This window comes from Methylomonas subterranea, assembly GCF_024505185.1.
Taxonomy (GTDB): domain Bacteria; phylum Pseudomonadota; class Gammaproteobacteria; order Methylococcales; family Methylomonadaceae; genus Methylomonas; species Methylomonas subterranea.
The window spans coordinates 172,181-192,129 of sequence record NZ_JANIBJ010000001.1; the positions used below are offsets into that span (position 1 = coordinate 172,181).

Annotated in this window: 18 protein-coding genes; all 18 read left to right on the top strand. The window is 47.5% G+C overall.

Annotated features, from left to right (window positions below; genetic code table 11):
- Positions 1–16: 16 nt before the first annotated feature.
- The 18 genes from NP590_RS00790 (at position 17) to NP590_RS00870 (ending at position 19,943) form a co-directional block, all read left to right on the top strand.
- Positions 17–739 (top strand): polysaccharide biosynthesis/export family protein, encoded by a 723-nt coding sequence (locus tag NP590_RS00790; RefSeq protein ID WP_256600232.1) that lies wholly within the window; start codon positions 17–19, stop codon positions 737–739.
- 41 nt (positions 740–780) lie between these two features.
- Entirely contained in the window at positions 781–2,310 is a 1,530-nt protein-coding gene (locus NP590_RS00795; RefSeq protein ID WP_256600233.1) for an XrtA system polysaccharide chain length determinant, read from the top strand.
- Positions 2,311–2,326: 16 nt separating this feature from the next.
- The gene (locus NP590_RS00800) at positions 2,327–3,226 is read left to right on the top strand and encodes an XrtA-associated tyrosine autokinase (RefSeq protein WP_256600234.1); all 900 of its coding nucleotides are present in this window, start codon (positions 2,327–2,329) and stop codon (positions 3,224–3,226) included.
- The gene (locus NP590_RS00805; RefSeq protein WP_256600235.1) at positions 3,198–4,823 is read left to right on the top strand and encodes a TIGR03016 family PEP-CTERM system-associated outer membrane protein; all 1,626 of its coding nucleotides are present in this window, start codon (positions 3,198–3,200) and stop codon (positions 4,821–4,823) included. Before NP590_RS00800 ends, NP590_RS00805 begins: the two co-directional genes overlap by 29 nt.
- Before the next feature lie 18 nt (positions 4,824–4,841).
- On the top strand, positions 4,842–5,867 hold the full coding sequence (locus tag NP590_RS00810; RefSeq protein ID WP_256600236.1) for an XrtA/PEP-CTERM system-associated ATPase: 1,026 nt from the start codon (positions 4,842–4,844) through the stop codon (positions 5,865–5,867).
- Positions 5,848–6,999, top strand: coding sequence for a non-hydrolyzing UDP-N-acetylglucosamine 2-epimerase (gene wecB, locus NP590_RS00815; RefSeq protein ID WP_256600237.1), 1,152 nt, complete (start codon positions 5,848–5,850; stop codon positions 6,997–6,999). Before NP590_RS00810 ends, wecB begins: the two co-directional genes overlap by 20 nt.
- A 32-nt stretch (positions 7,000–7,031) precedes the next feature.
- The gene (locus tag NP590_RS00820; RefSeq protein ID WP_256600319.1) at positions 7,032–7,871 is read left to right on the top strand and encodes an XrtA system polysaccharide deacetylase; all 840 of its coding nucleotides are present in this window, start codon (positions 7,032–7,034) and stop codon (positions 7,869–7,871) included.
- On the top strand, positions 7,868–8,887 hold the full coding sequence (locus tag NP590_RS00825; protein ID WP_256600238.1) for a FemAB family XrtA/PEP-CTERM system-associated protein: 1,020 nt from the start codon (positions 7,868–7,870) through the stop codon (positions 8,885–8,887). Before NP590_RS00820 ends, NP590_RS00825 begins: the two co-directional genes overlap by 4 nt.
- A 7-nt stretch (positions 8,888–8,894) precedes the next feature.
- Entirely contained in the window at positions 8,895–10,094 is a 1,200-nt protein-coding gene (locus tag NP590_RS00830; RefSeq protein ID WP_256600239.1) for a TIGR03087 family PEP-CTERM/XrtA system glycosyltransferase, read from the top strand.
- A 4-nt stretch (positions 10,095–10,098) separates the two neighbouring features.
- Entirely contained in the window at positions 10,099–11,232 is a 1,134-nt protein-coding gene (locus NP590_RS00835; protein ID WP_256600240.1) for a TIGR03088 family PEP-CTERM/XrtA system glycosyltransferase, read from the top strand.
- A 21-nt stretch (positions 11,233–11,253) separates the two neighbouring features.
- Positions 11,254–13,140, top strand: a complete 1,887-nt coding sequence (locus NP590_RS00840; RefSeq protein ID WP_256600241.1) for an XrtA/PEP-CTERM system amidotransferase — start codon at positions 11,254–11,256, stop codon at positions 13,138–13,140.
- 105 nt (positions 13,141–13,245) lie between these two features.
- Complete coding sequence (locus tag NP590_RS00845; protein WP_256600242.1) at positions 13,246–13,899, top strand: hypothetical protein; 654 nt, start codon at positions 13,246–13,248, stop codon at positions 13,897–13,899.
- A gap of 10 nt (positions 13,900–13,909) precedes the next feature.
- On the top strand, positions 13,910–14,191 hold the full coding sequence (locus NP590_RS20530; protein ID WP_371927204.1) for an HPr-rel-A system PqqD family peptide chaperone: 282 nt from the start codon (positions 13,910–13,912) through the stop codon (positions 14,189–14,191).
- Entirely contained in the window at positions 14,184–15,089 is a 906-nt protein-coding gene (locus NP590_RS00850) for an HprK-related kinase A (protein ID WP_256600243.1), read from the top strand. The genes NP590_RS20530 and NP590_RS00850 overlap by 8 nt, the downstream gene beginning before the upstream one ends.
- Positions 15,079–16,164 (top strand): nucleotidyltransferase domain-containing protein, encoded by a 1,086-nt coding sequence (locus tag NP590_RS00855; protein ID WP_256600244.1) that lies wholly within the window; start codon positions 15,079–15,081, stop codon positions 16,162–16,164. The genes NP590_RS00850 and NP590_RS00855 overlap by 11 nt, the downstream gene beginning before the upstream one ends.
- A 131-nt stretch (positions 16,165–16,295) precedes the next feature.
- Positions 16,296–17,504: a TIGR04063 family PEP-CTERM/XrtA system glycosyltransferase gene (locus NP590_RS00860; RefSeq protein ID WP_256600245.1), complete on the top strand. Its 1,209-nt coding sequence runs from the start codon at positions 16,296–16,298 to the stop codon at positions 17,502–17,504.
- Positions 17,505–17,562: 58 nt separating this feature from the next.
- Entirely contained in the window at positions 17,563–18,588 is a 1,026-nt protein-coding gene (locus NP590_RS00865; protein ID WP_256600246.1) for a glycosyltransferase family 4 protein, read from the top strand.
- Complete coding sequence (locus NP590_RS00870) at positions 18,585–19,943, top strand: phenylacetate--CoA ligase family protein (protein WP_256600247.1); 1,359 nt, start codon at positions 18,585–18,587, stop codon at positions 19,941–19,943. Before NP590_RS00865 ends, NP590_RS00870 begins: the two co-directional genes overlap by 4 nt.
- The last annotated feature ends 6 nt before the right edge of the window (positions 19,944–19,949 follow it).

The window sequence follows — 19,949 nt, forward strand, 5'->3', positions numbered from 1 at the left end:
GGTGGATTTTTAGAAAATGATAAAGACTAAAGTTTCAGCAGTCTTGCAGACAATGTTTGCGTGCGTTGTTTTACTTTTTTTAAACGGTTGCTCGCAGCCTTTGCTTGAAGATGTTGCACAATCCTCGGATTACACCTATCAAATTGGACCGGGCGATAGCGTCAATATTTTCGTGTGGGGTAATCCGGAGTTGTCGACGTCGGCTACGGTCAGGCCGGATGGCAAGATCACTGTTCCATTGGTCGAAGAATTGCTCGCGAATGGAAAAACCCCTTTTCAAGTGGCAAGGGATATTGAAGAAGTATTAAAAGTCTATGTCAAAAGTCCTCAGGTAGTGGTGATGGTTTCGGGATTTAAAGGGGTTAGAGATCAACAGATAAGAGTTATAGGTCGCATTGGTGGTGGCTCTTCCGGCGGAGGCATGGGCGGAGGCATGGGCGGAGGCATGGGCGGAGGCATGGGCGGAGGCATGGGCGGAGGCATGGGCGGTGGAGGAATAGGTCGTTATCAGGGTAAGTCTTTGCCTTATGAGCGGGGTATGACTTTATTGGATGTCATTATTCAAATAGGCTTAAATCAATACGCCGATGGAAATAGGGCGAGTGTAATTCGTGCAATAGACGGAGAACTGAAATCTTATCGCGTAAGAATTGATGATTTGATCGATGATGCGGATTTGTCAGCCAATGTGCTTATGATGCCGGGTGATATATTAATTATACCGGATGCGTATTTTTAATATGGGTTTAACTATTTTCTACATACTTTCAAATTCGAACCATGCAACATGAGTTAACCGAAGTTTATTTTTACTTAAAAGGAACGCTTAAGTACAAACGGGTGGCCTTTATGTTTGCCTTGCTGGTGTGCGTAAGTGGCTGGAGTTTTGTATTTTCCATGCCGGATAAATTCGAGTCGAAAGCTAAAGTGCATATTGATTCCTCCACAGTCATCAGGCCCTTGATGAGGGGTATGGTAATTGATCCTGATGTATCGGCTTTGATTCGGATCATTCAGCAATTGATGTTTACAAGGCCAAATTTAGAGAAAATCATTGAACTGTCTCATATGCAGGCTGATAAATCCGGCGCAATAATCAGTAGCGATTTCATTGAGAAGTTAAAGAAAGATATTACTATTGAGGGTGCTCGAGACCGGGATATTTTTGATATTGGCTATTCCGCAACCGACCCGGAAACCGCCAAGAGCGTTGTTCAGGCCGTGCTAACCGTTTTTTCAGAACAGGCTCAAGGGAAGGCATTGGCGGATGCCAGCGATGCCCAGCGTTTTATAGAGCAGCAAATTCGAGATTACGAAATTAGACTGCAGGAAGCTGAAAAAGCCAAGGAGGATTTTAAACGGGCAAACATGGAATACCTTACCAGCGATTCAGATCAATTCCAATTGCTGAATCAGCTTAAAGAGCAACTTAACGCGGCAACGGCCGCGCTAGAACAGGCATTGGCTAGAAAGAGTGTGCTGGGAGAGCAGGTAAGAAACATTCAGCAATCGGATGAGGACTGGGGTGTAACGAATATTTCAGAAGAGGTTTCGCAAGAGGACTCGCGAATAGCAGCGTTAAATGATAAAAAAACCGAGATGTTAATTAAATATACTGAAAATCATCCGGAAATTTTAGCGATTGACAGATTGATTGATTCATTGAAGCAACAAAAAGAACGCAATAAAAGTGAAACGAGTTCTGAAATGGATTGGCTCGGACCACAGAAAATGTCAAATCCTTACGTCCAAACACTGAAAATTGCATATGATAACGCCGACGCGGAAGTGGCGTCTGTCCAGGCACTAATAGGTTCAATTAAGGCAAGAATAAATAAAATAGAACAAGGTTTGAATGAGCGACTCGCAATCGAAACCGAGATGAAGAACCTTAATAGGGATTATGAAACCATTAACAGTAAGTACTCTGAATTATTGGAGCGTAGAGAGCAAGCGCATATTACTGAACGGGTAGATGATCAAACGTCACGGTTAAAATTCAAAATTGCCGATCCACCAACCAAGCCTAGTAAGCCATCTTCGCCAAATAGAATTCTATTCTATTCCGCTATTTTGATTGGAGGGATTCTTAGTGGGTTTGGTGTGGCTTTCTTGATTTATTTTATCAGGCCGGTTTACATGTCGAGCCGGCAAGTCCGAGTCGTTACTGGGTTACCTTCTTTAGGCAGCGTTTCATTAACTAACCTTGGCATTACCAAAGCTAAAAGTGTTGATTGGCTTTTGTTAGGTACAATCGCACTGATAGCTATGGGGTATACAGGTATTATGTTATTTGAGATTTTAAAATAACAACAAGGTAACCCTTATGAGTATTATTGAGAACGCTTTAAAAAAAGCTAATAGTCAAAATCTGATTGAAAAAAATAAATCGGAACTGTCATCAAATAAGGAAGAAAAATTAAATTCTGTTTTCGTTGATAAGCCAGTGGATATCAAGGTTTCGTCCGATGAGTTTTTTATTCCAAAGGATAATCAAGTCTCTATCAATTGGGCCGCTTTGGCAGGTGATGGTTTTCTCGATCAGAACGACACTAAGTCTCAATTGGCGGAAGAGTTTCGAGTTATTAAAAGGCCGCTGGTCAACAATATACAGGGCGGCGAAGTTAATGGTATATCAAGAGCCAATCTTATTTTAATCTGTAGTAGCCTGCCCGGAGAAGGCAAAACATTTGTTTCCATAAATTTGGCACTCAGCATAGCCAATGAATTGGATAAAAGCGTGTTGCTGATTGATGCGGACGTAGAGAAACCCAGTGTTTCCAAGCAATTAGGGATTAAGCAGTCCCCCGGGCTGATTGAATATCTGGAAGATGAAAAAGTGACCTTTTCCGATATTTTGTTGAAGACGGATTTGTCCAATCTTAATGTTATACCGGCGGGTAAGCGACATAAGTATTCGACGGAGTTGTTGTCCAGTCAAAGGATGTACTTGTTCGCCGAAGAAGTTAGTCGGCGTTATAAGGATAGAGTTGTTATATTTGACTCACCACCTTTGCTGGTCGCCACGCAGGCTCAAATTCTTGCTGAATTGGTCGGCCAAGTTGTTTTGGTTATAGCGGCAGAGGAAACTCCTCAGAATATCGTTAATGAGTCCATTTCAAAATTAAGCAATTGCGATGTGGTAATGACTCTGCTGAATAAAACTAAGAAGGAACTTGATCTGTACGGATATAATTATGGCTACGGCAAGTATGGACATTCATAGAAGTAAAATTGTTTTGGATGGTGTAACCGTAAGATATTTTGTGGCTATGGTTTTGTGTGGATTGTCAAGTGCAAGGCATGCTTTTGCTTTTGACTGGCAGTTGCTTCCAAACCTGTCGATGAGCGAGGTTTTTTCAGATAATTTAACATTATCCAATGCCGAGAAACAGAGTGGCTTTGTATCGGAAGTCTCGCCCGGTATCTCCGTTTTCGGCTCGTCGCCTTGGAGTAGTTTTAATTTAAATTACAGGTTGCAGGGGCTTTATAATGCCGGCGGCCGTGATCAAGTTGATATCAATCATCAACTTCAGATGAATGGATTATATCAAGCGGTAAGAGATACTCTTTTTTTGCAAACCAGAAGTTCCATCAGTCAGCAGAATATCAGAAATACTTTTCTTACCACCGATAACCTGAGCGGAAATGATGGTTATCGAGTTGAATCAAAGAACTTCAGTATTTCGCCTTATTGGACGCCTCATTTCGGGCAATATGCCAGTGGTTTACTCAGGGTTGGATATGAAAAGTCCAGTTTTGATAACACAGGTTTAGTTTCCGGAAATAATAGTTTAGCTATTACCGATTCGGAGACTTTTTCCAGGCAAGCCGGCTTGTCCAGTGGAAGCAAGTTTAATATAGTCAGATGGAACTTGAATTACTCTTCGCAAGATCAAAACCGAGTCGATGGGAATGATGTGCGTTTTGAGCAATATGGTGGCGATGCGCGGTACTATTTTAATAGAAAATACAATGTTTTTGTTCGGGCCGGCTACGAAAACAACGATTATCGGACAGCTTCAAACAGTATAAACAACGGTTTCTATTACACTTTTGGAGGTCAATGGAGCCCTAGTCAATTTTACTCATTGGAAGCAGGATACGGCAATAACAAAATAGTTACTGTTCGTGTCAATCCTGCCGCAAATTTCAATGCATTTGTAACCTATGAAAATAGGGATGTGGGACTTAATACTGGCAATGTGTGGAATGCGCATCTAAATTATATTTTAAATCACGGTTCAGTGAATTTTAGTTATTCTCAGGAAACGACCACTGCTCAACAGGTATTGGCGCAGCAGCAAATTTTTACCGATCCGTTTGGGAATGCTGTTTCAAACACCACGAATCAGACTTTGCTTGCATTTAATCCCAACTTACCTGATTTATCCCTTGGTAACGATGTCATTATCAGTAAACAGGCTAATCTATCGTTTAATTTTCAAACCGGTAAGAGTTTCTACAATCTTTCTTTATACAATACTCAGCGTAGTTATGAGCCCAGTCGCGCCCAGGATGACGTTTATGGCGCTTCCGGGAGCTGGAATTGGCAGTTTCAGCCACGGCTTGACTTTTATTTTCGTCCCAGTTGGCAATCCATGGACGGTTCCGGGGCATCGCGGGCAAATAGTAAGCGCTATGATGTGGCTTTAGGTCTAACCCGCGGTTTTCCCATCAACCTGGGTCGGCCATTGCTGATGAATACCAGTTTGGAATTTAGACATATTAATCAGCAGTTCGATAATCCTATTGTTAATGGTAGTATTGGTAATGACTACACCGAGAACCGCGCCACCGCCAATTTTGCTGTCCGTTTTTAATATAGCCAATTCAAATTTATGTACGACGGATTTTACAATTTAAGTCAAAAACCTTTTCAATTAAGCGCGGATCCCGATTTCTTTTTTCAAAGCTCTGTTCACAAGCGCGCATTGGCATATATGCAATACGGCTTGACACAAGGCGAAGGTTTCGTTTTAGTGACTGGTTCTCCCGGTACGGGTAAAACCATGTTGGTCAAGAGTTTGGTGAAGAACTTAAATAAAGACAAACTGTTGATCGGGGTTATGATGACCTCTCAGGTAGGCCCTGAAGATACTTTACGTCTGATAGCCTCCACCTTTGGTTTTCAATATTTGCATAATGATAAAGCTAGTTTATTAAATAGTTTTGAAAAATTTATTATAGAAAAGGCAAGGGAAGGGCGTCGCTTATTATTGATTATCGATGAGGCGCAGAATTTGCCCAAGCAATCCCTAGAGGAATTGCGGATGTTGACCAATCTGGATGTGAACGGCACACCGGTTTTTCAGGTTTTTCTGGTTGGGCAGCCGGAGTTGAAGCGTACCATTTATGCAGCGGACATGGAGCAGTTAAAGCAGCGTATTGTATCGACCTATCATCTCGATCCACTGGATGAGGAAGAAACCAAGGAATATATTTTATTCAGGTTGCAAACGGCCGGCTGGCAAGGGAAACCCGAGTTCGATCCCAGGGTATTTGCCGATATTCACGATTTTTCCGCCGGAACTCCGAGACGTATCAATTCTCTGTGCGATCGTTTGTTGCTATTCGGTTATTTGGAAGAACTGAGTGTTTTAGATAGTCAGGCGGTAGAAAAAGTCATTTCGGAAGTGAATGAAGAGATGCAACTTGAAGATCGTGAAGAACAAGTGGCGGCATCATCAATTACAGCCATTCGATATTCCGATGCGGAAGCAGGGTCATTTGAAGACCGCTTACAGCGTTTGGAAAACGAGGTGCTTAATCTGCATAATATCGCCAGCAAGGAAAAGGCCTTGCTCAGAAAAGCAATTTTAATTCAGTTGGATATGGAACCGGTTTATGACAGTGGAAAAAAATAATTCCGTGCAACCCGGGGTCCTGGTTTGCGTGGTTGGCGCCCGACCCAATTTCATGAAAATGGCGCCCATCTTTAAAGCGTTACAAGAGGTCAAGCATTTAATAAAGCCGTATCTGGTTCATACCGGCCAGCATTACGATCAGGCCATGAAGGACACTTTTTTTCAGCAATTGGGTATTCCCGAGCCGGACACCGATTTGGGAGTTGGCTCCGGGACTCATGCGGTACAAACCGCCAATATCATGTTGAAATTCGAACCGGTGCTCGATGAAGTCAAACCGTTTGCGGTATTGGTGGTCGGCGATGTCAATTCGACCATTGCTTGCGGCTTGGTAGCCGTGAAAAAGCAGATACCGCTGATACATGTCGAGGCCGGTCTGCGCAGTTACGACCGTGAAATGCCGGAAGAAATAAATCGTATCCTGACCGATCAGCTATCCGATTTATTACTGACTACCGAACGCTCCGCCGCGGACAATTTACTAAAAGAAGGTATTTCCGAGCAGCGCATTTGTTTTGCCGGCAATGTAATGATTGATAGCTTGTTACACAATTGTAAGCAAGCCTCCTCGTTTACCGAGACTCTTCGTAATTACGGTCGCAGTCAAAAAGTAGCGGAGCGGAACTATGCCTTGTTGACACTGCACAGGCCTTCGAATGTCGATGACCCAGTCACTCTCGAGCGTCTGATCAAAGTGGTGTCGGAAGTGAGCGAAAAATTGCCGGTGATTTTTCCGGTACATCCTAGAACCCAGCAAAAGATTAGTCAGGCTGGTTTGTTGTCCGTGTTGTCCGAAGAAAGGGTGATCATGTTGCCGCCAGTCAGCTATCTGGAAATGTTGGGATTGATGCAGACAGCTAAACTGGTATTAACCGATTCGGGCGGCTTGCAGGAAGAAACCACCGCGCTGGGCGTGCCGTGTATTACTCTGCGGGAAAATACCGAACGACCGATCACGGTTACCGAGGGTACCAATACGATAGTCGGAACCGATCCCGCCAAAATCATGCAGTGTGTTGAAGAAGTGCTGATTAACGGCGGTAAAAGCGGGCGGGTGCCCGAGTATTGGGATGGCATGGCCGCGCAACGTATCGTTGCGGAAATCATTGGTCGTTATCTTACGGATAATTGAGATTTATGGCGCCCCCCGCAATCACCAATGCGATGACGGTCGATGTCGAGGATTATTTCCAGGTATCGGCATTTGAGCAGCATATCGATAAATCCGGCTGGGATTCCTTGCCGCACCGGGTTGTCGAAAATACCCATCGCATTCTGGATTTATTTGCTAAACATCAGGTGAAAGCGACTTTTTTTACGCTGGGCTGGGTGGCCGAGCGTTACCCGGCGTTGGTGAGACGGATTGTTGCCGAGGGTCATGAGTTGGCGTCGCACGGATACGAGCATGTGCGTGTGACGCAGCAAACACCGCAGCAATTTCGCGCGGATATCAAAAAAACCAAACAGTTACTTGAACAGACTGCCGGGAAAGCGGTTATCGGCTATCGCGCGGCCAGCTATTCAATTGGCGCCAACAATCTTTGGGCTTTGCAAATTTTGGAAGAAGAGGGGCATCTATATAGCTCCAGCATTTATCCGGTCAAGCATGATTTATATGGCATGCCTTCGGCGCCGCGATTTGCGTTTCAACCGGATAACACGCAAAACTTGCTTGAACTGCCGATTACCACGCTAAAAATTTTAAATAAGAACCTGCCCTGTGGGGGCGGCGGGTTTTTTCGCTTGTACCCCTATCTGTTTTCCAAGGCGGCCTATCAATATCTGAACTCGGTGGAACGGCAGGCAGGTATTTTTTATTTCCACCCGTGGGAAATTGATCCGGATCAGCCCAGACAGCACAACCTGCCGTTCAAATCGCGCTTCAGACATTATTTGAATTTAAACCGGGTAGAAAGCCGCCTCGATAACTTATTAAATGATTTTGTCTGGGATACCATGCAAAATGTTTTTTTAAGCACACCTCTTGCCAAAACGCCATCATGATCAAACTACTTGAACCGGCTGATTATCAGCGTTGGGACAACTATGTCAGCGCATCCGATTCCGCCAGCTTTTTTCATCTTTCCGGTTGGCAGCGGGTCGTGCAACAGGCTTTTTCGCATAAGACTTATTACTACTTTGCCGAGCAAGACGGTCAAATCACCGGGATTCTGCCGTTGGTGCACATCAATAGTTTGCTGTTCGGCAATGCCCTAATTTCCAATGCGTTTTGCGTCTACGGCGGCATAGTTGCCAGCAATGATCAGGCGTTTGCCGCCTTGCAAAACCATGCGCAACAATTGGCGCGGGAATTGGGCGTGGACCATCTGGAAATGCGCAATCGGCGGCAACAGCATCCGGATTGGCCGCATAAGCAACTCTATGTGACTTTCCGAAAAGGTCTGGATAGCGACCATGAGAAAAATATGGCGGCAATCCCGCGCAAACAACGCGCCATGGTCAGGGCGGGTATCAAGGCTGGCTTGAGCGGCACGGTCGACAACTCAATCGAACGTTTTTATCAAGCTTACTCGGAAAGCGTCCGAAACTTGGGTACGCCGGTTTTCCCCAAACGTTATTTTGCAGCCTTAAAGCAAGTTTTTGCCGATGATTGCGAGATTTTGGTCATCGAACATGAGGGCCGATTGGTCGCCGGCGTCATGAGCTTTTATTTCAAGGATGAAGTATTGCCTTACTACGGCGGTGGTACCGATCTGGCCCGGGATCTGAAAGGCAACGATTTCATGTATTGGGAAGTCATGCGCAGGGCGGTGGATAAAGGTTGCAAAATATTCGATTATGGTCGCAGCAAGGAAGGTACCGGCTCTTATCGGTTTAAAAAGCATTGGGGCTTCGAGCCCGAGCCGTTGTTCTACGAAATCGATCTGGTTAAGGCGCAACAAATTCCCGATATCAATCCACTGAATCCCAAGTATCAATTGTTTATTGCCGCCTGGAAGCGCTTGCCATTGCCGGTCAGTCAGTGGGTGGGCCCATGGTTGGCCAAGGATTTGGGCTGAGCTGCTCATGACCAAATTACTCTATTTGGTGCATCGAATTCCGTATCCGCCGAATAAAGGCGACAAGATACGTTCGTTTCACTTCCTGAAAGCCTTGGCGGAACAATACGAGGTTTATCTGGGAACCTTTATCGACGACCCGGATGATAAACAGTATGTCGATGCCTTGAAACCTTATTGCAAAGACAGTTTTTGCGTTGATTTACAGCCCAAATTAGCAAAGCTGATGAGCTTGCGCGGTTTTCTGACCGGCGAGGCGTTGAGTTTGTCCTACTATCGCAATGCCGCATTGCAGGCCTGGGTAGACAAAACCGTTGCGGAACACAATATTCAGCACGCGCAGATTTTTTCCTCGCCGATGGCGCAGTACCTGGAAAATCACTCCGCGGTGAGTTTGGTGGCCGATTTTGTGGATGTTGACTCCGATAAATGGCGGCAATACGCCGGCAGTAAAAGTTGGCCGGCCAGTTGGGTGTACCGGCGCGAGGCGGAAAAACTGCTGGATTTCGAAACCCATATTGCCGGTTTGGCTAAAACCACCTTGTTTGTATCGGAACGGGAAGCGGAGTTATTCAGGCAATTATCGCCAAAGCACGCGGATAAAGTCAGTTTTGTAAATAATGGCGTCGATACCGACTTTTTCGACCCTGCTTTAAGCTTCGATTCGCCATTTGCGCCAACTGAAAAAAACATGGTTTTTACCGGAGCCATGGATTATTGGGCCAATGTTGATGCCGTGGTTTGGTTTGCCCGGCAGGTTTTTCCGTTGGTCAAGCAGCAAATCCCGGAGGCGCGTTTTTATATTGTCGGTTCAAAACCCTCCGGGGCTGTGCTGCAGCTGGCGGACGAAGACAGCTCGGTAATCGTCACCGGGCGCGTCGATGATGTCAGGAACTACGTTTTTCACGCCGGTCTGGTGGTGGCGCCTTTGCGAATTGCCCGCGGCATACAAAACAAAGTGCTCGAAGCCATGGCCATGGCCAAGCCCATCGTGGCAACTTCCGCCGCAATGGAAGGCATTCCAGGTAATTCGTCGTTACAAATTGCGCTAGCCGATGAGCCTAACGAGTTTGCCGGAAAAGTCGTCGATATTCTGCGGCAAGCCGTCAGGGTTGTGCCGGAGCATCGCGGTTACGTGCGGAGCGATTTCGGTTGGGAGCATAACGGGCAACGCCTATGCGGCATCATTTCCGGTCGGGAACGTTAACCCCATGTCCGAATTGCCGCCGTTGATCGTGCATATCATTTACCGTCTGGACGTGGGTGGGCTGGAAAACGGTTTGGTCAACCTGATCAATCGCATGCCAAGTGAAAAATATCGGCATGCAATTATCTGTTTGACCGACAGTACCGATTTCAGCAAGCGTATCCAGCGGCCGGATGTGGCCATATTTGAAATACATAAAAAGCCGGGCCAGGATGGCGGGTCATTTTTAAAAGTTTACAAATTGCTCAAACAACTTGAGCCCGAGATTGTGCATACCCGCAATTTGGCCGCCATCGAATATCAACTGTGTGCCTTTTTGGCCGGCGTGCCTTTCAGGGTACAGGGCGAGCATGGTTGGGATGTATTCGATCCGGAGGGTAATAATGTCAAATATCGCTGGTTACGCTTTTCGTTGGGTTTTTTGATTCAGCGCTTTATTCCACTTTCCAGGCAGTTGGAAGATTATTTGCAGTACAAAGTGGGTATTTCCGCCCAAAAAATTACCCGGATTTGTAACGGTGTTGACACGGAGAGGTTTTATCCTGCTCAAGGACAGCGACAAACCTTGGTAGACTGTCCGCTGGATTTGCAGAATAAGTTACTGATCGGCACCGTCGGGCGCATGCATGGGGTAAAAGATCAATTAACCCTGGTCAAGGCCTATATTCTAGCTTGTCAGCAGTCGGCAAGCTTTGCCGGCAAAGCCTGTCTGGCGTTGATCGGCGATGGGCCATTACGGGAATTGGCTGTCAATCTGCTTCAGCAGCATGGCTTGGACGACAAGGCCTGGCTGCCCGGAGAACGCCAAGATGTTGCCCAAATCATGCGCGGTTTCGATGTCTTTGTATTGCCGTCCAAGGCGGAGGGCATTTCAAATACCATTCTGGAAGCCATGGCTTCTGGCTTGCCGGTCATCGCAACCCGGGTGGGGGGTAATCCGGAGTTGGTGCTCAACGAAACAACCGGTCTGCTGGTGGAAAAGGAAAACGTCCCGGCCATGGCCGCCGCATTGCAAAGTCTGGTCGGTGACGATGGTAAACGGCGGCAATTTGCCGAAGCGGCATGGCGGCGGGCGCAACAGGAATTTTCAATGGATAGCATGGTGGCACGCTATCTGGCGGTTTATGACAGGCATTAATCACAGCCCTGGGGAGCTAACATGTGCGGCATAGTGGGTATCTTTGACATTCATGAAAAAACCGAAATCGATCGGGATTTGCTGTCGAGGATGAACGAATCGCAATTTCATCGCGGACCCGACGAGGGCGGTTTGCATACCGAGCCGGGTTTGGGTTTCGGGCATCGCCGTTTGTCGATTATCGACCTGTCCAGCGGCCAGCAGCCCATGCATAGCCAGGATGGTAATGTGGTGCTGACCTATAACGGCGAGGTGTATAACTTTCCGGAGCTGCGGGAAGAGTTGCAAGCCTTGGGCTACGGTTTTAGAACCCATTGCGATACCGAAGTGATTCTCTATGCTTGGCAAGCCTGGGGGGAAGCGTGCGTCGAGCGCTTGCGCGGCATGTTTGCCTTCGCGATTTGGGACAGGGCGCAACAATCCTTGTTTCTGGCGCGCGACCGTTTGGGTATCAAACCGCTGTTTTATGCCCACTTACCGAATGATCAGCTGATATTCGGTTCCGAACTCAAGGCATTGAAACAGCATCCGCTATTGCCTAAAACAATCGATCCAACCGCCATCGAAGATTATTTCGGTTTCGGCTATATTCCCGATCCCAAGACTATTTATCAGGGCGTTTATAAGCTGGAGCCAGGCTATTTCTTAACCATCAAAAAAGGCCAACGGCAATGGCAGCCCAGGCAATATTGGGACGTAAAATTTCAGCCGGGCCTAAACCGGGATGCGGCGGAAGTCGGTGAGGAATTGATCGAGCGCCTGCGCCAAGCAGTCAAGATTCGCATGGTAGCCGATGTGCCGTTGGGAGCTTTTCTGTCCGGCGGCGTGGATTCCAGCGCCGTGGTGGCCATGATGGCCGGATTATCGAACGATCCGGTAAATACCTGTTCCATTTCCTTTGGCGATCCCAAATTCAATGAATCCCAGTTCGCCGCGCAAGTGGCCGAGCGTTATCATACCGCGCATAGAGTGGAGCAGGTCGATCCGGACGATTTCAGTTTGATCGATCAATTGTCCGGATTATACGATGAACCTTACGCGGACAGTTCTGCCTTGCCGACTTACCGGGTTTGCGAGTTGGCCAAGAAACAGGTTACCGTGGTGCTATCCGGTGACGGTGGCGACGAAAACCTGGCAGGCTACCGCCGGCACCGTTGGCATACCTATGAAGACAGAATGCGGGCATTGTTGCCGGACGCAGTACGGGTGCCGCTGTTTTCGACCCTGGGCCGGATTTATCCCAAACTGGATTGGGCGCCCAAGTTTTTGCGGGCGAAATCGACTTTGGAATCCATTGGCCGCGATTCCATGGCCGGTTATTTTCATAGCGTTTCCATCATGTCCAACGAGATGCGGGAGCAGTTGTTCAGCAACCAGCTAAAAAGCCAATTGCAAGGTTATCAGGCCATAGAGGTATTCAGGCGATATAAAAATCTGGCGCCGAGCGATCCGTTGTCCATGGTGCAATACCTGGACTTGAAAACCTATTTGCCGGGCGATATCCTGACCAAAGTCGATAGAGCCAGCATGGCGCATGCGTTGGAAGTGCGGGTGCCGTTGTTGGATCACAAGCTGGTGGAATGGATGGCGACCCTGCCGCCGGAATTGAAATTGCATGGCCGGGAAGGCAAATACGTGTTCAAAAAAGCCTTGGAAACTTATTTACCCAACGATATTCTGTATCGGCCCAAAATGGGTTTTGCGGTACCCTTGGCAAGCTGGTTTAAAGGTCCATTAAAACAACGGGTGCGGGAAGCGTTGTTAGGGGATACACTTAAACAAACCGGCTGGTTCAATCAGGCGTTTTTAGAGCATATGGTCACGCAGCATCAGGCCGGATTACGCGATTACAGCGCGCCGATTTGGTCGTTATTGATGTTTGAAGCTTTTCTGAGAAACTCCCTTTAGTGCGTTAAATTTTTAAGTTAAAAATTGCCCACTTGTTCAATGGACATGCGCTGAGCGTTTTGTTAGAGTGTGAACCAGTTCAAATTTATTTAGAGGTAATCTGAAATGAAATCCGAAGACCAAAACCAAAAAGCGGAAATTGGCGGGCATGAACCTCCCTATACTGTAGATAACTCCCGCCGTTCGTTTTCGAAGAGAGGGTTGGTTGCTCTGCCTCTGCTCACATTGGCAAACCGGTCTGCTTGGGCGAACTACTGCGTTGCCAGTGGATTCCAGTCTTTTGCAATAGCTGCAAGATTGGGACAGAATTTATCTCACGGCACATTCACCCCTCCTAGTGGTTCGGGATGGAAAAGCGCGGCAGGTTGGCTGTCACAGGTAACCTCCGTTCCTGGAACGGCTTGGCCCAGCAATTATTTACCTACCCGGATAAAGGTCAACGGCGGGGGGCCTATTAGATACGAAATTCGTAATTTGTCAACCGGGCTTTGGAGTGGGAATTATTTGGCTACCGATCCAGCTATTGCAAAAGGATTCGTGTCCAGCCTGGTACCCGGTTCTTCAGATGGTCGCACAATTTATACAGTATTATTGGCGAATTCAGCTGCTGACAAAATATTGCTTTATAAAATTGCAACGGAATTTAATAAATTGATAAGCACTTCTGCAATACCTTTCCCAAATTTGACTGGAGAAGTATTTAACATTAATGGCGTAGCCATGTCAGATTACGAAATATTTTATTCTAGTTGCATTTGATGCTCGAGTTGTGATTGCAAGGTTTATAAAAATTGCCCAAATATTAGTTGCCAAATGGGATGACGAGTTAGTTGTTTATAACCCTAGAAGCGGGGATACCCATTTGTTTCCAGTCGTGCTTGAACCCGTAATCCGTTATTGTTCCAAGTATGATGATATTTCACTTTCCGAGCTCTTATCCGATATTGATGTCAGTTTTCCCCGTTCTTCGAATGAATCTGAAAGAATTGTGGTTGAGGTTATCAAGCAACTTGTTAATATAGGTTTTTTGCAACCTGTTACCAGTGACTAATTTTTCTTTCGAAAAGCATCTGGCGCATGGTCTAGTAATTTGCACAGGTCCATTCAATTTCTTGATCAGAAGCTCGTTGGCGAATGTTGGATATAATTTAGAAAGACTTTATCAAGATTTTCCGGTCGATTTATATGGCGAAAATAGCTTTTGTGATTTTCATGTCAATCTAAGGGCACCCCGGTTGATCAGAAGCCTGATTCATCCACAAGCTCAGTTCTACGTAGACGACAGGGTTGTATTTAACCCATTCCCGATGATTCACGCCACCGCCATGCTCGAATGGGGCATGAATTGGTGCATATCCACGCAAATTCATACCTATCTGATTATTCATGCCGCGGTGATGGAAAAGAACGGTTTTGCCGCTGTATTGCCTGCACCGCCCGGTTCGGGTAAAAGCACCTTATGTGCTAGTTTGGTGCAGGAAGGTTGGCGCCTGTTGTCCGATGAATTGACCTTGATCAATCTCATTACTGCCGGCGTGGTACCGGTGCCGCGGCCAATTGGATTAAAAAACCGTTCCATTGACATTATAAGACAGCGTTATCCGCAAGCTGTGCTTGGGGTTTTATCGTCCGATACTTTGAAAGGCAGCGTTTGCCATCTGAAACCGCCAACCGAAAGCGTGCAAAAACAATTCGTCGAATGTCCGATTGGCTGGATTATTTTTCCAAAATATGAAGCCGGCGCCATCACTGAATTACTGTCAAAGCCGAAGGGACAGGCATTCATGGAAGTTGCCAATAACGCCTTCAATTACAGTGCGTTGGGTGTGAAGGGCTTTGAGGTTTTAAAGCAGGTTGTTGATCGAGCGGATTGTTTTAGTTTTAAATACAGCAATTTGGACGAGGCGATTGTCGTTTTTTCTCAATTGGAACCGCCACATGAGAACTAGCTGGCCTCTGTTGGTTGCGGTGCTTCGTAAAGAACGGGCTTTTAAAGAGTTAAACGCGGCCGAGTGGGATTTACTAATTCGTCAGGCGCGAAGATCTCAATTGTTAGGGCATTTATATTATTTGGTTGATGCGCAAGCTTTGTTGCCGTTATTGCCTAATGGTGCATTTCGACACTTGGACTCCGCACGTGTTCAAACCGAAAAGCAACAGCGCGATTTTTTGTGGGAAATTGGTAAACTGCGCCAGGCGTTTACTGGTGCGAGTTGTTCATTAATTGTTTTAAAAGGTGGCGCTTATACACTGGCCTGTTTGGCGCCGCATAGAGGACGTTCATTCTCCGATATTGACTTATTGGTACCATTCGAGGCGCTGGTTGATGTCGAGAAGCGCTTGATGATACATGGCTGGTTGCCGGAAAACAAAGACGATTACGACCAGCAATACTACCGGCGCTGGATGCATGAAATTCCACCTCTTAGGCATGTCAAACGCGGTAGCGTGGTTGATTTGCATCATAATATTCTGCCCAGAACCGCCAAAGCCTGCCCGGATGCGCAGTTGTTGCTTGAGGCTGCCGTCGAGTTGACGGGCGAGCATCAGGGAATCAAGGTACTATCGCCTCTTGATAGATTCATTCACAGCGCCACGCATTTATTTTACGAAGGTGAGTTGGACAAGGGCTTGCGCGATCTGGTGGATTTGGCTGGGCTGATCGCTGAATTGGATGCCGATGAGCGTTTGCAATTGGTTGATCGCGCACGGCAACTCGGGCTGCAGCGGCCTGTTTATTACGCTTTACGATATCTGACTTTAATTCTACACGCGCCAGAACTGCAAGGCGCCATGCGGCGGTTGGAACAGTCGGGTTGCCAACCAAAACTCATCGTTGTCATGGACTGGCTGTTTTTAAGGGCATTGATGCCGGATCATGCCAGTTGTGATGATAGCTGGACAGGGTTGGCGCGTTGGTTGTTGTATGTCCGTTCGCATTGGTTAAAAATGCCGCTATATTTACTATTGCCGCATTTATCTCGAAAAGCCTGGATGCGGCTACCAGGAAAAGATCAGCACTAATTGCTTGAATGGTCGATAATTAAAATAAAAATAACCGTAACGATTCAGAGATTGCGAAGTGTAGGGCGGATAAGCCCCGCGCATGCACAATGATTGCTGAATAATTACAAATAATCAAGCCAACTTCAGACATGAAAGTCTTACATATTCTCGATCATTCCATCCCCCTGCACAGCGGTTATACCTTTCGCACTCGCGCAATTCTTGAACAGCAAAGGAAACTGGGTTGGGAAACCTTTCATATAACCTCCGCAAAACATGTCGGCGGTCGCGCGGCGGTCGAAACGGTCGATGGTTTGCAGTTCTTTCGCTCGCCAGATCCGGAAGGACTGTTCGCCAATTTCCCCGTCCTTAATCAATGGGCCATAGTCAAAAGTCTGGAAAGACGTCTGGATGAAGTCATCCCGCAAATCAAGCCTGATATTTTGCATGCCCATTCTCCGGCCCTAAACGGGCTGGCGGCTCTGGCGATGTCGAACAAATACCAAATTCCCTTGGTTTATGAGTGCAGGGCTTTCTGGGAAGACGCGGCGGTCGATCATGGCACCACGCGGGAAAACAGTTTGCGTTACCGCATTACCAAGTTAATGGAAACTCATGTCTTCAAGCGTGCCCAGGCCGTGACAACGATTTGCGACGGCCTGAGAAAGGATATTATCAGTCGCGGGGTGGCGGCGGATAAAATCACCGTGATCCCGAATGCCGTGGATATCGAGAAATTTACCTTTGGCGAGTCGGCGGACCCCGATTTGGTGAAAGAGTTGAATCTGGTGGATAAACAGGTGCTTGGTTTTATAGGCTCATTCTACGCCTACGAGGGCTTGCTGCTGCTGTTGGATGCCTTGCCCGCCATCCTGGCATCCCAGCCCGATGTGCGTTTGTTGCTGGTGGGCGGCGGTCCGCAGCAAAAACAAATCAAGAACAAGGTTCAGGCCTTGGGTTTGCAGGATATGGTTATCGTGACGGGGCGCGTGCCGCATGACCAAGTTCAACGCTATTACAATCTGGTGGATGTTCTGGTTTATCCACGGTTGTCCATGCGTCTGACTGAATTGGTCACGCCGCTGAAGCCGCTGGAGGCCATGGCTCAAGGCCGATTGTTGGTGGCCTCGGACGTGGGTGGGCATCACGAATTGATACAGGATAAATCCACGGGTTATTTGTTTAAAGCCGGTGACCGGACGTCGTTGGCCGACACGGTTTTGTTTGCATTGAAGGATAAGCCCCGTTGGGATGAGATACGCCGGTCCGGCAGGCGATATGTAGAGGAAGAGCGGAACTGGCTCGGCAGTGTCGAGCGCTATCAGGATGTTTATGCAAAGTGCGTCGCAGCCAGATAGCCGGAAAAATAGCTTGCATATCGGTTTAGTGGGGCCATTGCCACCGCCTTTTGGCGGTATGGCCAATCAAACCAAACAACTTGCCGGATTATTGTCTTCGGAGGGCGTCAAAGTCACGTTGGTGCAAACCAACAGACCTTATCCGCATCCGCTGTTTGCGCGTATTAAAGGAATTCGGGCCGTATTTCGCTTGATCCCATATATCCTTGAGCTTTGGACAGTTTGTAAAAATGTCGATTGTTTGCATGTAATGGCAAATTCCGGCTGGTCCTGGCAGGTTTTTGCCGCGCCTGCGATATGGGTCGCGTGGTTTAAAAACGTACCGGTGATCGTAAATTATCGAGGCGGAGAGGCCGAGGTATATTTGCAAACTTCGATCAAATTCGTAGCCCCGACATTGAAAAAAATATCGGCCTTGGTGGTACCTTCCGGGTTTCTACAGACCGTTTTTGATAAATACGGCTTTGCCGCCCGCGTGATTCCCAATATCGTCGATTTAAACCGCTTTGCGTTTGCGTCGAATAAGTGCGTTCGTAATAAGGAGGCTCCCGTGATTGTGATTGCGCGAAATCTGGAATCGATTTACGGGATCGACGTCGCCATTGAAGCCATAGCAATTTTGCGGCAAAAAATACCGCTGGTGAAGGTGTTGATAGCCGGTAGTGGCCCCTTATTGGAGTCCTTATCGAAGTTGGTTCAACAGAAGGCTTTGACGGATAACATTGAATTTACCGGCAAATTGACTCCGGAGCAGATTGCCGGATTGTATGCCAAAGCGGATATCATGCTGAACCCGACCCGGGTCGACAACATGCCTAATTCGCTGCTGGAAGCTTTGGCCGCCGGCTTGCCGATAGTGACTACCGCCGTCGGCGGAATACCTTACATTGTCAGTGACGGTGAAACCGCCTTAATGGTTGAACCCAATAATCCGGAAATGATGGCGGCTAAATTGGAGCAATTAATCATTGATGGGGCCTTATATGAAAAGCTGGCCGAGAACGGTATCCAATATGTTCAACAGTATGCTTGGCGGCAGGTTAAACAGCAATGGCTTACACTCTACGAGCAGGTGACAGCATGATATCGGATATTTATACCTCTTTTTGCTCGACCATTCTGTTCCCTCTGCATGAGGCGCTGAAAAAACACACAACGGTTAAGGTGCGCCAAGACATGGAGCACAGCCAGTGGTTGGCTCCGGAGCAGATCCGGCAATTGCAGTTGACAAGGCTGAAGGCTTTCCTGATCGATGTGGACCGGCATGTGCCTTATTACCGGCAGTTGTTTGCCTCTCGCGGCTTCGATCCCCAAGAGTTAAGCGATCTGCGGCAATTGGCCGAATTGCCCTTGCTGGATAAAGCGACTATCAGAGCCAATTCGGAGGCATTGAAAGCGGATGATGCCAATGGCTTGTCTCGTTTTAATACCGGCGGTTCCAGCGGTGAGCCGTTGATTTTTTTCATTGGCAACAAACGGGTCAGTCACGATGTGGCTGCCAAATGGCGGGCAACGCGTTGGTGGGATGTCGATATCGGCGATCCGGAGGCGGTGATCTGGGGTTCGCCTATCGAACTGGGTTCGCAGGACAAAATTCGGCTTTTGCGGGATAAATTTTTCAGAACCCATCTTATGCCGGCATTTGAAATGTCGGCGGAGAAACTGGACGGCTTTATCGGGGATATTCAACGCATACGGCCAAAAATGCTGTTCGGCTATCCATCGGCCTTGGCGCATATAGCCGAGCATGCCGAAAAAAATGGCGTAGTTCTTAGCGAATTGGGCATAAAAGTGGCTTTTGTCACCTCGGAAAGGTTGTATGAGCATCAGCGGGCAAAAATTCAAGGCGTATTCGGTTGCCCGGTCGCCAATGGCTATGGCGGGCGCGATGCCGGCTTTATAGCCCATCAATGTCCTCGGGGCGGCATGCATATCACCGCCGAAGACATCATCGTGGAAATTGTCGACAACGATGGAAAGGTGCTGCCGGTCGGAGAATTGGGCGAAATCGTGGTGACCCATCTGGCGACCCGGGATTTTCCCTTCATTCGTTATCGTACCGGGGATATGGGGATTTTGTCCGCCGAAACCTGTGACTGCGGTCGGGGGTTACCTTTGTTGGCGGAAGTGCAAGGTCGAACAACGGACTTTGTGGTGGCTCAAGACGGCACGGTGTTGCATGGGCTGGCCTTGATCTACGTTTTGCGCGACCTGGACGGGGTGGACGCCTTTAAAATCACCCAGGAAAGCCTGGATAAAACCAGTGTGCAAATCGTCAGGACTTCCGCCTATCAACAGGCGAGCGCCGAAGAAAAAATTATCGCCGTATTCAAGGCCAGGTTGGGTCAAGCCGTGAATATCAATATCGAATATCCCGAGTTTATTGCCAAGGAGAAATCCGGTAAATTCAGGTATGTTATCAGTCATGTCAAACAGTAAATAACC